This is a genomic window from Stappia taiwanensis (assembly GCF_014635285.1).
GTDB classification, from domain to species: Bacteria; Pseudomonadota; Alphaproteobacteria; order Rhizobiales; family Stappiaceae; genus Stappia; species Stappia taiwanensis.
This window is the reverse complement of sequence record NZ_BMCR01000002.1, coordinates 56,781-71,377: the sequence shown is the minus strand read 5'-3', so window position 1 is coordinate 71,377 and position 14,597 is coordinate 56,781. Positions and strand designations below refer to the sequence as shown.

Genomic DNA, 14,597 nt, shown 5'->3' with positions numbered 1-14,597 from the left:
CCGCACTGTCATGACCTAGGGCGTGGGCAGCGAAAATGCACCCCCATGGGAGGGCGCGTCCGCCGGTCGCCGTGCCGGTTAGGTTGCCGCGCTGTCCTGCGCGTCCGGGTCGAAGCCCTCGAACACCATCTGATCGGCGAAGAGCTCGGCGCGCTTCCGGTCTTCGGGCGTGCGCACGGTCCAGGTGATCAGGGGCAGGCCGAACAGCCGGCGCAGCAGCGACGGGGCCAGGGCCGGCAGGTCCTTGACCCAATAGGAGACGAAGCTTGGCCGGGTGCGCGGCGCGTGCAGCATGTGGCGCAGGGCGAACCGCTCCACCCGGGAGGCACGGCCCCATTCCTTGAGGTCGCGAGCACCATCGCCAAGGGCGCCGCGCGGGATTTCCGGCGCGGCCTGCCGCATCAGGGCCAGCATGTCCGGATCGAACGACTTGACCGCCGCCGGGCCGTCGTAGCGCTGCAGGCTGGTGGCGATGGCGGCGATGAAGTCGCGCGATGGCGTGCGACGGAAACGCGACTTGATCTCGATGCACAGGCCGACGCGGCCGCCGACCAGCGCCAACAGGTCATCGAGCAGCCACATGGGGTCGTCGGTGCCACGCATACGCACGGCACGCAGCTCCGCCGCCGTGCGGGCAATCACCGGACCGCTGTCGAAGGTCAGCCGGTCGAGCGTGTCGTCGTGAAAGACGATCGGCTGGCCGTCCGCGCTTTCCTGCAGGTCGACCTCGATGGAGAAGCTCTTGTCGAGCGCCGCGGTCACCGCGCTTGGGGTGTTTTCAATGCAGCCGCGGGCGGCATCGTGATAGCCCCTGTGGGCGATCGGCCGGGCGGTCAACCAGGAAAGGTCGCGCATGTCGGTGGTATCTGTCCTTGAAAGGGAGCGAAGGCGTGTCAGGCGATTTCGAAGATCGCCTCGACTTCGACGGCAACGCCGAAGGGAAGCGAGGCGGCACCGACGGCGGAGCGGGCGTGCGGGCCTTTCTCCTCGCCGAGCGCGGCAACGAAGAAGTCCGAGGCGCCGTTCACCACCTTCGGCTGATCGCCGAAATCGGGCGCGCAATTGACGAAACCGACGATCTTCACCAACCGGACGATGCGGTCGAGGTCGCCAAGCGCGGCCTTGGCCTGGGCGAGCAGGTTGATCGCGCAAAGCCGCGCGGCCTGCTGGCCGTCTTCAACGCCATAGCCGTCGCCGAGCTTGCCCTGGAATTCCAGCCCGTTCGGTCCCATCGGGATCTGGCCGGAGATGAAAAGCTGATTGCTGCTGCGGGTGAAGGGCAGGTAGTTGGCGGCCGGCGCCGCCGCCTGCGGAAGGGTGACCCCGAGTTCGGCCAAGCGTGCCTCGATCTGTCCCGACATGTGCAGTCCTTTCAATCGCGTTGTGGCGGCGACCTTGGCGCAATTCGCCGGGCGCTTCAAGCGAAGCGGTGAACATTCGCCGGCGGCCTGTCCGCAAGGGCTGGATGCGGCGGGCCGGATGGGGGAGAATGGGCGAAGGTATTGGGGGTAAAGGCATTGGGGCGAGGAGTATGAAATGAATGACGTGCGAGACGGAACTCCCGGAGCCCATGCCCTGGACAGACGTGTTTTGAACAGAGCGACCGGCGGGGCGCTCCGACGGACGGGGGCGGCGATCCTGAGCCTCTGCGGTGTGGCGGCCCTGCCGCTGGGCGCGAGCGGCGGGGAAGCTCAAGCCCTTGCTGGGCTGCAGCCGCACCGGGCGGTCTATGACGTGACGCTGGCCGAGACCTCCAGCGCTGCCGGCGTGTCCGGCGTGCGCGGGCGCATGGTCTATGAGCTGACCGGCAGCGCCTGCGATGGCTACAGCGTCTCCTTCCGCTTTGTCACCCAGGTCGCCGACGACAATGGACAGGTGCGGATCACCGATCTGCAGACCAGTTCCTTCGAGGAGCCGGCGGGCAAGGCCTATCAGTTTCTGTCCAAGACTTTCATCAACCAGAAGCTCAGCGAGGAAACCCGCGGGCGGGCCCGGCATGAGAAGGCGGCAACGGAAGTCGAGTTGCAAAAGCCGGCCGAGCGCAAGGTGAACCTTCCCGCCTCGGTGCTGTTTCCCACCCAGCACATGAACCTGCTGCTGGAGAGCGCGGCGAAGGGCGAGGTGATCTTCACCGCCGATGTGTTCGACGGCTCGGAGAGCGGCGACAAGCTCTATGGCACCTCCTCGGTGATCGGTGCTCGCCGCGAGGGCGCCGGCGCGCCCGAACGCGACAATGCGGAGGCGGTGGCGAAGATCGGCAACGTGCCGCACTGGCCGGTGACCATCGCCTATTTCGATGATCAGGCGAACCAGACCGGCGAGCGCACCCCGGTCTATCAACTGGGCTTTCTGCTTTATGAAAACGGCATCAGCCGGCGGTTGTTGCTCGACTATGGTGATCTGGAGCTGCGCGGCAATCTGGTGGAGCTGACCCCGTTCGACCCAAGCGCCTGCGACCGCTGAACGCGGGGCGGGCTACTGGTCGCGTTGGCGGCGGCGGTCGCCGGCGCGGGTGAGCCCCAGCTCCACCGCCGATTTGCCGAACTTGTCCCTGAGCGCGTCGACCGCCCGTTCCGCCTTGGCGCGGCGGGCGGCCTCCGGATCGACGAGGTCATCGGGATCGGCCTGGGCCGGATCGCTGAACTCGCTGACGCCGATGCCGATCAGCCGGAAGCGGCGGCCATTGGCCTCTCCGGCCAGAAGACTGTCGCCGGCGCGGAAGATCCGGTCGGCAAGCTGGGTCGGGTCGGAGAGGGTGCGCGAGCGGGTGATCGTCCGGAAGTCGGCGGTCTTCAGCTTCAGGGACACGGTGCGTCCGGCCAGATCCGCCGCCTTCAGCCGCCGGGACACCTCCTCGCTCAGCCGGCGCAGCACCGCCCGCAGCCGTTCGGGTGAGGAAATATCCTCATTGAAGGTGGTTTCGTTGCTGACGCTCTTGGTCTCCCGGTCGGGGGAGACGCGGCGCTCGTCCTTGCCATGGGCAAGGGTGGCGAGGCGAAGGCCCATCGCCCCGTAGCGTTTGGCCAGTACCACCGGATCCTGCCCTTGCAACTGGCCGATGGTGGTCAGCCCGTCGCGGGCAAGCTTTTCCTGCAACACCTTGCCCACGCCCCAGATCATTCCGACGGGCTTGTCGGCGAGAAAACGGGCGGCCTCCGCCGCGCCGATGACGGAAAAGCCGCGCGGCTTTTCCAGATCCGAGGCGATCTTGGCGAGAAACTTGTTGGGCGCGAGACCGATGGAGACGGTGATGCCGATCTCCGCCTCGATCTCGCGGGCGAAGCGGGCAAGGGTTTCCGCCGGGCTCGCATGATGCAGCTTCCGGGTGCCGGTGAGGTCAAGAAATGCCTCGTCGATCGACAGCGGCTCCACCTGGGGCGTGAGCGCGGTCATGCGCGCGCGAATCTCGTGGCCGACCCGGGCGTATTTCGCCATATCCGGCTTGATGATCACCGCATCCGGGCAGGCCTGCCGGGCCTTGAACATCGGCATTGCGGAACGCACCCCGTGAATGCGAGCGATATAGCAACAGGTGGAGACCACGCCGCGCTGTCCGCCGCCGACGATCACCGGCCGGTCGGCCAGCCCCGGGTTGTCGCGCTTTTCCACCGAGGCGTAGAAGGCATCACAGTCGATATGAGCAATCGACAGGCTGTCGATTTCTTCATGGATCAGCAGACGCGGACTGCCGCAGGTTCGGCAGCGCGCCAGCGTCGCCGGCTGACGGGCGCCGCAGTCGCGGCACAGCGCCGGGCTCGCTTCGGTACCCGCTGTGGACGGGGCGTCAGGCTGATCGGGGGCGGGCGGCTGTGTCATGATCCTTGGGTCCCGGTCCGGGCGGCGGACCGGTGCGACGCCAAACCTTCGGCGCCCCATTCCGGCCCCGTCCCGGCGTCAAGCCTCAGCTTGCGATCCGCTGGCGAATATACGCCTCGGCACGGGACCAGTCACCGGTTTTCAGATCCGCCTCCGCCAGTTCGCCCGCCTGATCGCGAAAGCGCTGGTCGGCGATGAACTGGATCAGGATGCAGTTTTCCACCGTGGCGGCGACGGAGCGAATGTTCACCGGGCTGTCGTCGATGAAGACGAGCGGCCCGGTCCGCCCGGCGGCAAGGGTCGCGGCGGCATCGCCCTTGGGACCCGAATTGGTGACAAGTGGGAAATCCATGCCCAGCCGGCGCAGGGTCGCGACGCGGGGCTCGCGATTCTGCGCGCCCGGCAGGTTGGTCAGGAACATGACATCGGCATGGCGGGACAGGGAGGCAAGGGCGGTGGCGGCGCCGGGTACCGGCGTCTGCCTGTCGCACCAGCCATCGAAGAACCCGGCGAGCAGGGCGGGAATCGCCTCCGCGCCAAGAAGCTGACCGTCGTCATCGGCGATGTTGCCGGCCAGGCGGTACTCGTGGCTGACAAAACGCAGGCCCGAGCGGCCCATGTAATCCTCGAAATGGGGGATGAAATTGAGCACCACTTCATCCACATCGCACAGGATCAGGGCCCGGGCGCTGTGGCCGGCGGTGGGGCGGCCCGGCTCAGCCATCCTGCGGCGTGGCTCCGTCCAGAGCGAAGCGGGCGGCGGCAAAAAGGGTCGGACGAATGGCGCGCGTCTCGCAGAAAGAAAGAAGCAAGGGTTCGTGTGCCATATAAAACTCCAAAACGCCGACCAGAAAACCGGGCTCTTCGGCGGCCTCACGCAGTTCCGCCGGACCGATTCCGCTAAGAGCGAGGAAACGACCGAGATGTTCCATATCGCCGGCGAGATAGGCCAGCGCATCGGCGGCCAGCGCCTCGGCGTTTTCGGCGGTCAGGCGCGCCTCTTTTTGCGACATCATTTGTGTTTGCCTTTCCGAAACCAATTCCGTCTACGATATATGGTACCTAACGTGGGAGTGGGGCCAACGCCAGTGACGCCTTCGTGCTTGCTGATCGCGGGCATTGATCCGGCGCGAGGGAGTTGGGCCACGCGCGGGGACGAAGGCGAGAACAATGGCTAAGACCGTGCTGATTGTTGAGGATAACGAACTCAACATGAAGCTGTTTCATGATCTGCTGGAAGCGCATGGCTACCAGACGCTGCAAACCCGCACCGGCATGGAAGCGCTGGAGTTGGCGCGCGCGCATGGCCCGGACCTGATTCTGATGGACATCCAGTTGCCGGAGGTTTCCGGGCTGGAGGTCACCAAATGGATCAAGGAAGACGACGATCTCAAGACGATCCCGGTGATCGCCGTGACCGCCTTCGCAATGAAGGGGGATGAGGAGCGGATTCGTCAGGGTGGCTGCGAGGCGTATATTTCCAAGCCGATCTCCGTGGCGAAATTCCTTGAAACCGTTCGTTCGTATCTGGGCGACTGAAACCAGGTCGGGGGCATGACAGGGCGCGTTCTGGTCGTCGACGACGTCAAGGCGAATATCCGTCTTCTCGAGGCGCGGCTGGCGGTCGACTATTTCGAGGTGGAGGCGGCGACGAGCGGCGAGGAAGCGCTGGCGCTGGTCGAGGAATGGCCCTGCGACATCGTGCTGCTTGATGTGATGATGCCGGGGCTCGACGGGTTCGAGGTCTGCCGGCGGCTCAAGGCCAATCGGCGCACCGCGCATATCCCGGTCATCCTGATCACGGCCCTCGACCGCGCCGAAGACCGGATCGAGGGCTTCCGGGCCGGTGCCGACGACTTTCTGACCAAACCGGTGAACGACCTGGCGCTGATCGCCCGGGTGAAGAACCTTGTCGGCCTGAAGCGAGCCACGGACGAATTGCGGATGCGGGCGCTGACCGGATCGCAATTTGGCGGCGGCTCCGGCTTCGAAGAGCCGGAACAGGGGCGCAAGACCCTGCTTCTCGTCGATGACAACCCGCAGACACGCGAGCACCTGCTTGAGATCCTGCGACCGGAATTCCGGGTGGAGGTGGAAAGCTCCGCGCCGCAGGCCCTGATTCGTGCGGCCGAGCAAGATTTCGATACGCTGATCGTCGATCTGGCGCTGGGCGGCTACGATGCGCTGCGCCTGTGTTCGCAGCTCCGGGCGCTGGAGCGCACCCGCCTGGTGCCGATCATGCTGCTTACCGGGCCACAGGATGGGGTTCGGGTGATCCGCGCGCTTGAACTGGGCGTCAACGACCATGTCGCCCGTCCGATCGAGAAGACCGAGTTCCTTTTGCGGGTGCGGGCACAGGTGCGCCACAAGGTCGGCAATGACCGGCTCCTGAGCGATGTGGAAGAAACGATCGCCATGGCGATCACCGATCCGCTGACCGGCCTGTGCAACCGGCGCTACCTGCAGCGGCACCTGACGACCCAGATCCGGCAGGCGGAGGAACAGGGCGAGCCGCTGGCGCTGCTTCTGCTCGATATCGACCACTTCAAGGTCATCAACGATACCCATGGCCATGACGTGGGCGATGTGGTGATCCGCGAATTTGCCCACCGGCTGCGCGCGCACACCCGGGGCCTTGATCTGGCCTGCCGGTTCGGCGGCGAGGAATTCATCATCCTGCTGCCGGAGACCAATGCGGAGAATGCCGCCAACGCGGCCGAGCGGTTACGCCGGGTGATCATGGACAAGCCGTTTTCCCCGGGGACCGGGGAAGAAGGCATTGCGGTTACGGCAAGCATCGGCGTTGCCGAGTATCTGGGCGAGAAGGACGGCGGCGATGCGCTGATCCGGCGCGCGGACCAGGCGCTTTATGCCGCGAAACGCGCCGGGCGCAACCGAATCGCGCTCGACGAGGGCGCGGCGGACAAGAGAATCGGAAAGGAGGCGGTCGTGCCGCCTTTAGCGCGGAAAACCATGGGTTGAGTGTGTCTGTTTGAACACTCTCAGGTTATTTATCCATCTCGTTTACATGAAATGTAAATTATCCCTTAACAAAACGCTCGCATGAGTTGATTCGACGGTTTGATTCGCTAGTCTGCCTTCCGACGCATGCATTCTCACAGAATGCGAAGAATGGACCAGTCACTCGCCCGGCTGACGGCGGTTGTCTGGTTCATCGCGCCCTACGGAAGGTTCAGGTCCGCCGCATCTCCTGACACCGTAGGGTTTGACCGGTGTCGGCGTGGATCGGGGTGGCCTCCTCGGATGATCTGTGCTGTCACCGGTCGTCGCGTCGTCTATCGCCCCACCGATTTATTCCGGATCTTGCCCACGTGCGGCGTTTCGAGCGCGTCACGGTCTTTCCGTGCGTGCCTGCGTCGGCAAGCTGAGGCATAGCCTGAGGCCACGAAAAAAGGCCCCGGAGGGCCTTGATACGTGCCCGTCGAGGGGCAGAGCTTCGCGCCGGCCATCCGTCCGCGCGGGGCGGACGGGCCCAAGCGCTAGCTTACTTGATCTTCGCTTCGCGGAACTCGACGTGCTTCTTCGCGACCGGGTCGTACTTCCGCTTGACCATTTTCTCGGTCATGGTGCGGGAGTTCTTCTTGGTCACATAGAAAAAGCCGGTGTCGGCCGTCGACTGAAGCTTGATCTTGATGGTGGTCGCCTTGGCCATCGATTTCGTCCTTGAGCTTGTTCCGGCCGTGCGTCCAAGGCTCCGCTAACTGGGAGAAGACGTTCCACCGGGGATCTTGGGAAACTGAGGGCGCACCATACGTTTCGCGCCGTTAAAGTCAAGCGGGAAGGGTGGGGAAGGCACCGGGAAAACGCCCGTGCCGGTCCCGCCGCCGCAGGATCAGATCTCCTCGCGCACGAAGCCCTTGCCACGCCAGTGATAAAACGGCACGGGCACTGCCGGCGCCAGGTCCGGATCATCGCGCAGGCGCGCCTGCAATTCGTCGATGATGGTCAGCGTGATGGTCGGCAGCTCCAGCGACTTTGCCTCGTCGAGAGGCAGCCAGTGCACATCCTGCAATTCGCCCGAGGGGCCGGTCCCCTCCTTGAGCTGATCGGCGATGGCATCGGCGAAGACGGCGAAGAAACGGGTGTCGAAGCGCCGCGGCCGGCGCGGCGGGGTGATCGCCCGGGCAATAAGGCGCATCGGCGTCAGATCCGGAATGAGGCCGCGCTCGGAAAACGCGGCGAAATCGTCCTTGCCGGCCCAGGGTTGTTCGGCCTGGCCCGCGACGAACACGCCGGCTTCCTCATAGGTCTCGCGCACGGCCGCGACCGCGAAGGCGCGGGCACGGGCGGCGGTCTTCGGCCCCTTCATCTCATGGCGCAACTTGCGCTCCACCTCCGGATGGAACGTGCCGCGCACCGGAACGCGACTGTCGCCGGGGTCGACGCGGCCGCCGGGAAAGACGAACATGCCCGGCATGAACCGGTGCCGCTCGTGCCGCCGGCCCATCAGCACCCGGGGCACGCCGCCACCGCTGCGATCGAGGATCAGCAGGGTGGAGGCATCGCGCGGGCGCAGGTTGGGGTCGCTGGTGTTGCGTTCGGCCGCTGTCAGGCGCCGGGTCAGGTCTTCCTTTGTCGTCAAGGTCGCGGGTCTCCGCCAAAGTCGTAGGCAGGCTCGTCATCGCCAATGGCGTTGGGGTCGAACCCGTGCATGTAGTTGGCCCATTGCAGGCCGATCAGCGCGCCCTTGATCGGCGGCAGGGCAGCCAGCGTCGACAGGACGATCAGCGGCAGCCAGATCGCGAAATGCACCCACATGGGCGGGGTGAAGGCAACCTCCACGGCCAAGGCGATCGGCAGGATGACGTGGCCAACAACAAAGATGGTGAAATAGGGCGGGGCATCATCGGCCCGGTGGTGGTGCAGTTCCTCGCCGCAGGTGGCGCAGACCGGTTCGACCTTCAGATACTTGCCGAACAGACGGCCGGTTCCGCAACTGGGGCAGTGCCCCTTGGTTCCAAGCCACATGGCGCGACCGACATCGCGCTTCGGCTTGCTCTTGGCAACGACGGGCGCCTCCCCTGCTCCGGCGTAGCTGACTGTCATCTTCGTCGACCTTTCGATTTTCGGTCCCGTCCCGCTGTGCCGCTGCGCGGCTTATGTTTGCGTCGTCCGGAATGGGACCGCTCCCCACCACTCTTACGTTTGTGATAGTGGCCTTCGCTCAAAAGTTCAAACCGCAGGGATCCGGCATAGGGGGCGGCCTCGACAAGCCGGACCTCGACCCGGTCGCCCAAAGAGAAGGTTTCTCCGGTGGTTCGCCCGGACATCGAATGCGACGATTCGTCGTAGTGGTAGTAGTCGTCGCCGATGGTGGAGGCGGGCACGAACCCGTCCGCGCCGCTGTCGTCGAGCCGCACGAACAGCCCTGATTTCACAACCCCGGAGATTCGTCCGGTGAAGCGGGCGCCGACCTGGTCGGCCAGCCAGAGGGCGATCAGCCGGTCCACGGTGTCGCGTTCGGCCAGCATCGCCCGGCGCTCGGTGGCCGACACATCGGCGCCGATTGCCTCCAGCTTGCCTTCCATGCCATCGGGCAAGCCGTCGTCGCCAAGCTTCAGCGCGCGGATCAGTCCGCGATGGACGATCAGATCGGCATACCGGCGGATTGGCGAGGTGAAATGGGCATAGCGGCGCAGGTTGAGACCGAAATGGCCGATGTTCTCCGGTGCGTATTCCGCCTGGGCCTGGCTGCGCAGCACCACCTGGTTGACCAGCTCCGCGTCGGGCCGGTCCTGCACCTTGTGCAGGATGGCGTTGAACATCGCCGGCCGCAGGCCGCCGGGCGCGGACAGGCGAATGCCGATGGTGGAGAGAAACTCCTTCAGCGCTTCCAGCTTTTCCGGGCTGGAGGCATCGTGCACCCGGTAGAGCAGCGGCACGCTGGCCTTTTCCAGCGTTTCGGCGGCGGCGACATTGGCCTGGATCATGAACTCCTCGATCAGCCGATGGGCTTCGAGGCGCTCGGGCGTGTAGACATCGTCGACGGTGCCGTCGTCTTTCAGGCGGATCTTGCGCTCCGGCAAATCTAGATCGAGCGGTTCGCGCGCCTTGCGTGCCTTGCACAGGCTGTCATAGGCGGCCCAGAGCGGCTTCAGGATAGTGTCGAGCACCGCCTCGCTGACCGCCTCGACCGGCTTGCCGTCGATGGCAGCCTGGGCTTCGGAATAGGACAGCTTGACCGCCGAGCGCATGGTGATGCGGTGGAAGCGGTGGCTCTTCTTGTTGCCCTTGGCGTCGAACACCATGCGCACGGCCATCGCCGGCCGGTCTTCGCCCTCTTTCAGCGAACACAGGCCGTTGGAGAGCTGTTCGGGCAGCATGGGAATGACGCGGTCGGGGAAATACACCGAGTTGCCGCGCAGGTGTGCCTCGCGGTCGAGCGGTTCGCCCGGGCGCACGTAATAGGCGACATCGGCAATGGCGACCGTAACGATATGGCCGCCGGGATTGGCCGGATCGGGATCGGGGGCGGCGTGCACCGCATCGTCGTGATCCTTGGCGTCCTGTGGGTCGATGGTGATCAGCGGCAGGTCGCGCCAGTCGTCCCGTCCCGCCCGGGTGGCCGGCACCGCCTTTTCCGCCGCTTCGATCACCGAGGTGGGGAAGCTGTGCGGGATGCCGTGGGTGTGCAGGGCGATTTCCGAAATCGCCATTTCCGAATGCATCGCGCCGATGCGCCGGGTGATGCGCGCCCGCGAGGTGCCATAGCGCCCGCTGCGTCCGGTCAGGCTGACCGCGACGAGATCGCCGTCGCTGGCTTCCTTCAGGTCGCTGGTGTCGATGTCCAGCTCCCGCTGGCGCCGGTCGATCGGCTCCAGAAAGGTGCGCCCGCCGCCAATGCGCAGGATGCCGAGGACGGAGGCGGCCTGTCGCTCCAGCGGCTTGATGATGCGCGCGGCGTGTTTGGCCTCCGCGCCCGGTGCATCGCCGGTGATGCGCACCAGTGCGCGGTCACCCAGTCCGGTGGCGCGGCCCGGTGCCTTGTGGCGCTCCGGCAAGAGCAGGATCTTGGGCGGTGCGCCCTGTTCGTCCTCGTTCCAGTTGCCCGGCTCGGCGAGCAATTCGCCGTCGGCATCGCGGCCGACGACGGTCACCACCAGCACCGGCGGCAGATCGCCGGCGCGGATCAGGCGTTTCTGGCGCTTCTCGATCAGGCCATCCTCGGCCATCTCGCGCAGCACCTTCTTCAGATAGATGCGGGCACCGCCGGTGATGCCGAAATGCCGGGCGATCTCCCGCTTGCCCGCCATGCCGGGATTGGCCGCGACAAAGGCCATGATCTCATCCCGGCCCGGCAGATCGGCCGCCGCCTTGGCCTTGGCCTTGACCTTTGGATGTCGCGGCTTCTTCGTCGGCTTGCGGGTCAAGATCCGTCATCCGCTGCGGTGGTCGCGGCCTTTCGCGTTGCCGGTTTCTTGGCCGCCGTCTTGGAGGCCGCCGTCTTGGAGGCCGCCGTCTTGGAGGCCGCCGTCTTTGTGGTTGCAGCCTTCTTCGTCGGGGCTTTTTTCGCGGTCGTGGCCTTTTCCGTGGCGGTCTTGGTCGCGGTCTTCTTGGCGGCCGGTTTCTTGGCAGCAGTTTTCTTCGCCGCCGGCTTCTTGGCGGCGGTCTTGCCCTTGCCGCTCTTTTCCAGCTTGGCGGCAATCAGCGCCAGCGCCTGGTCCATCTCCACCGTCTGCGGGTCGGTGCCCTTGGGCAGGGTGGCATTGACCTTGGCCCATTTCACGTACGGCCCGTAGCGGCCGTCCTGAACGGTGACCGGTCCGCCATCGGGATGCTCGCCCAGCTCCTTCAGCGGCGTGGCCGTGGCCCGACCGCCGCGCTTGGCGCGCTTTTGCGCCAGGGCGTCGACCGCTCGGTTGATGCCGACCGAGAACACCTCGTCCGGGCTTTCCAGATTGGCGTAGGTGCCGTCATGCAGCACGAAGGGGCCATAGCGGCCGATGCCGGCGCTGATCATCTTGCCGTCTTCGGGGTGCGGGCCGACCTCGCGCGGCAGCGACAGGAGCTGGAGCGCCTTTTCCAGATCCATCTCGCCGACCTGCCAGCCGCGCGGCAGCGAGGCGCGCTTGGGCTTGGCTTCCTCGCCAAGCTGCACATAGGGGCCGAACCGGCCGCTGCGCAGGGTGACGTCGAGGCCAGTTTCCGGATCCTGGCCCAGGAGCTTGGGCCCATCGGCGATTTCCGCATCGCCGCCGGAGCCGTTCGCCGTGAGCTGGCGGGTATAGCCGCAATGGGGCGGGTCCTCGTTCGGCACCTTGCCGTCGAGTTTTTCCTTGTTGTAATTGGAGCAGCCGACGAAGGCGCCGAAGCGGCTGACCTTCAGCGACAGGCGGCCAATGCCGCAGGCCGGGCATTTGCGCGGATCCTCGCCATCGCCCTTGTCGGGGAAGACATGGGCGGCGAGAATCTCGTTCAACGCGTCGAGAACTTCGGAAACGCGCAGATCCTTGATCTCGTGAACGCTGTTGGAGAAATCCTTCCAGAAATCGCGCAAGACATCCTTCCAGGACAATTCGCCGGCGGAGATGCGATCGAGCTTTTCCTCCAGCGCGGCGGTGAAGTCGTATTCGACATAGCGGTCGAAGAAGCTTTCCAGGAAGGCGATGACCAGCCGGCCCTTGTCCTCCGGGATGAGCCGCTTGCCGTCGAGCTTCACATATTCCCGGTCGCGCAGGGTCTGCAGCGTCGAGGCGTAGGTGGAGGGGCGGCCAATCCCCAGCTCTTCCATCTTCTTCACCAGCGTCGCCTCGGTGAAGCGGGCGGGCGGCTCGGTGAAATGCTGGGCGGTCTCGACCGACACCCGGGTCAGGGCATCGCCACCTGCCACGGCGGGAAGACGGCGGCTTTCCTCGTCTTCCTCGTCGTCGCGGCCTTCCTGATAGAGCGACAGGAAGCCGGCGAAGCGAACCACCGAGCCGGTGGCGCGCAGACCCGCCTTGCCGGAAGCGGCCGTTGCGTCGATGTCGATGGTGGTGCGCTCCAGAACGGCGGATTCCATCTGAGAGGCGATGGTGCGCTTCCAGATCAGCTCATAGAGCTTGGCCGCGTCCGGGTCGAGGAAGCGGGCGACATCGCGGGGCAGGCGCGAGAGGTCGGTCGGACGGATCGCCTCGTGCGCCTCCTGGGCATTCTTGGCCTTGGAGGAATAGTGGCGCGGTTTTTCCGGCACGAACTCAGAGCCGAATTCGGCGCCGATCACCGTGCGCGCCTGGGCCACGGCCTCGCCGGCGATCTGCACGCCGTCGGTACGCATATAGGTAATGAGGCCGCCGGTCTCGCCGCCGGTCTCGGCACCCTCATAGAGCTTTTGCGCCACCTGCATGGTGCGGGCGGCCGAGAAGCCGTGTTTGCGCGAGGCTTCCTGCTGCAGGGTCGAAGTGGTGAAGGGGGCGGAAGGGTGGCGGCGCTGCGGCTTGGATTCCACGCTGGCAACCGAGAGGGTCGCGGCATTGAGCAGGGCGGCGATTTCCTCCGCCTCGGCCTTGGAGCCGATGTCGAGGCGGCCCAGCTTTTTGCCGTTGTAGGTGGCGATCCGCGCCTGGAAGCCGGCGCCGGCGGCGGTCTGCAGGTTGGCCAGGATCGACCAGTATTCCTGTTTGACGAAACGCTCGATCTCCGCTTCCCGGTCGCAGACCAGACGGAGCGAGACCGACTGCACCCGGCCGGCGGAGCGGGCGCCGGGGAGCTTGCGCCACAGCACCGGGGACAGGGTGAAGCCGACCAGATAATCAAGCGCGCGGCGGGCGAGATAGGCATCGACCAGCGGCACGTCGATGGCGCGCGGCGCGGCCATGGCCTCCAGCACCGCCTTCTTGGTGATGGCGTTGAACACGACCCGCTCGACCGGCTTGTCCTTCAGCACCTTCTTTTTCTGGAGCACTTCCAGAACGTGCCAGGAAATCGCCTCTCCCTCGCGATCCGGGTCAGTGGCGAGGATCAGGCGGTCGGCATCCTTGACGGCGCGGGCGATCTCGTTGAGCCGCTTCTGCGATTTGGCGTCGACATCCCAGCTCATCGCGAAGTCGTCGTCGGGCTGTACGGAACCGTCCTTGGCCGGCAGGTCGCGGACATGACCGTAGGACGCCAGGACCTGATACTCCGATCCCAGATACTTGTTGATGGTCTTGGCCTTGGCCGGCGATTCGACAATGACGATATTCATTAGACCCCAGATGGAAAACGACGTCTCAGAGCGAGAAATGGCGGCTGCACGAGAGCGGAGCCGGCATTGATGAATGTCGCGGGACGATCCTCAATTGCGCGACAGCTGTCAAATGACCTTTCGGCTGCGTCAGGTCAAGGGGAGGCGACGCAAGGGGAGTTTTGCACGGGATGAAGCGCGCCTGCGCCTTTGGCTTCTTGCACACCAACATTCGATGCGTGTAGGATGATTATAGAAAACCAAAGGTTGCATAAAACCGTATCGCCGGTTTCATCGGCCAGATCCCGGGTCACAAAATGTCGCTTGAACCCCCCAAAGACAGGTCCGAAGCCGCCCGCTACTGTGCTCAGATGTGCCGGGAGCTTCGCGATTTGGCTATGCATAACGACTTGTCTTTTCTTGCATATTTGTTCGAAATGGCTCGTGTCGAGGCGTTTGAAAGGCACTGTGAGATGGAAGCAGCTCGTGAAGGCGAGTCGGTGGAAAATATGCCGTAATTCTGGGTTGTATTTTCATATTTATGCATATGGATAACTGGATTTCCCTGGGAGATTTTAGTTCAGGTTGTATCGGGTGATTCAAACACCCTGTTTTC

At 65.1% G+C, this 14,597-nt stretch carries 13 protein-coding genes; 3 read left to right on the top strand and 10 right to left on the bottom strand.

All coding sequences use genetic code 11. The features are described from left to right. Positions 1-78: 78 nt before the first annotated feature. Positions 79-855, bottom strand: a complete 777-nt coding sequence (locus IEV83_RS04090) for a glycerophosphodiester phosphodiesterase family protein (protein WP_181758862.1) — start codon at positions 853-855, stop codon at positions 79-81. A gap of 38 nt (positions 856-893) precedes the next feature. Continuing rightward, positions 894-1,361 carry a RidA family protein gene (locus IEV83_RS04085; protein WP_181758863.1) on the bottom strand — a complete coding sequence of 156 codons (468 nt, stop codon included), beginning with the start codon at positions 1,359-1,361 and terminating at the stop codon, positions 894-896. A gap of 229 nt (positions 1,362-1,590) precedes the next feature. Between IEV83_RS04085 and IEV83_RS04080 the strand changes: the two genes are divergently transcribed. Beyond that, entirely contained in the window at positions 1,591-2,463 is an 873-nt protein-coding gene (locus tag IEV83_RS04080; protein ID WP_181758864.1) for a cell envelope integrity EipB family protein, read from the top strand. 12 nt (positions 2,464-2,475) lie between these two features. Here IEV83_RS04080 and IEV83_RS04075 read toward each other — a convergent pair whose 3' ends face one another. The 3 genes from IEV83_RS04075 to IEV83_RS04065 form a co-directional block, all read right to left on the bottom strand. After that, entirely contained in the window at positions 2,476-3,816 is a 1,341-nt protein-coding gene (locus IEV83_RS04075) for a DNA polymerase IV (RefSeq protein ID WP_181758865.1), read from the bottom strand. Between the two features lie 85 nt (positions 3,817-3,901). Beyond that, positions 3,902-4,540, bottom strand: a complete 639-nt coding sequence (locus IEV83_RS04070) for a hypothetical protein (protein WP_181758866.1) — start codon at positions 4,538-4,540, stop codon at positions 3,902-3,904. Continuing rightward, positions 4,533-4,856, bottom strand: coding sequence for a DUF3572 domain-containing protein (locus IEV83_RS04065; RefSeq protein WP_308683725.1), 324 nt, complete (start codon positions 4,854-4,856; stop codon positions 4,533-4,535). The genes IEV83_RS04070 and IEV83_RS04065 overlap by 8 nt, the downstream gene beginning before the upstream one ends. 130 nt (positions 4,857-4,986) lie before the next feature. On the opposite strand from IEV83_RS04065, the gene IEV83_RS04060 reads away from it, so the two are divergent. Together IEV83_RS04060 and IEV83_RS04055 are read left to right on the top strand one after the other, a co-directional pair. Continuing rightward, entirely contained in the window at positions 4,987-5,355 is a 369-nt protein-coding gene (locus tag IEV83_RS04060; protein ID WP_181758867.1) for a response regulator, read from the top strand. 15 nt (positions 5,356-5,370) lie between these two features. Further along, complete coding sequence (locus tag IEV83_RS04055; RefSeq protein WP_181758868.1) at positions 5,371-6,798, top strand: PleD family two-component system response regulator; 1,428 nt, start codon at positions 5,371-5,373, stop codon at positions 6,796-6,798. Positions 6,799-7,321: 523 nt separating this feature from the next. Here IEV83_RS04055 and rpmG read toward each other — a convergent pair. The 5 genes from rpmG to topA form a co-directional block, all read right to left on the bottom strand. Next, complete coding sequence (gene rpmG / locus IEV83_RS04050) at positions 7,322-7,489, bottom strand: 50S ribosomal protein L33 (RefSeq protein WP_181758869.1); 168 nt, start codon at positions 7,487-7,489, stop codon at positions 7,322-7,324. A gap of 180 nt (positions 7,490-7,669) precedes the next feature. Next, positions 7,670-8,419, bottom strand: coding sequence for an NUDIX hydrolase (locus IEV83_RS04045; protein WP_244628065.1), 750 nt, complete (start codon positions 8,417-8,419; stop codon positions 7,670-7,672). Beyond that, positions 8,416-8,883 carry a DUF983 domain-containing protein gene (locus IEV83_RS04040; RefSeq protein WP_181758870.1) on the bottom strand — a complete coding sequence of 156 codons (468 nt, stop codon included), beginning with the start codon at positions 8,881-8,883 and terminating at the stop codon, positions 8,416-8,418. Before IEV83_RS04040 ends, IEV83_RS04045 begins: the two co-directional genes overlap by 4 nt. Then, positions 8,880-11,207, bottom strand: a complete 2,328-nt coding sequence (gene rnr / locus IEV83_RS04035; RefSeq protein ID WP_371873399.1) for a ribonuclease R — start codon at positions 11,205-11,207, stop codon at positions 8,880-8,882. Before rnr ends, IEV83_RS04040 begins: the two co-directional genes overlap by 4 nt. After that, complete coding sequence (gene topA / locus IEV83_RS04030; protein WP_181758871.1) at positions 11,204-14,002, bottom strand: type I DNA topoisomerase; 2,799 nt, start codon at positions 14,000-14,002, stop codon at positions 11,204-11,206. The genes rnr and topA overlap by 4 nt, the downstream gene beginning before the upstream one ends. Positions 14,003-14,597: the final 595 nt, after the last annotated feature.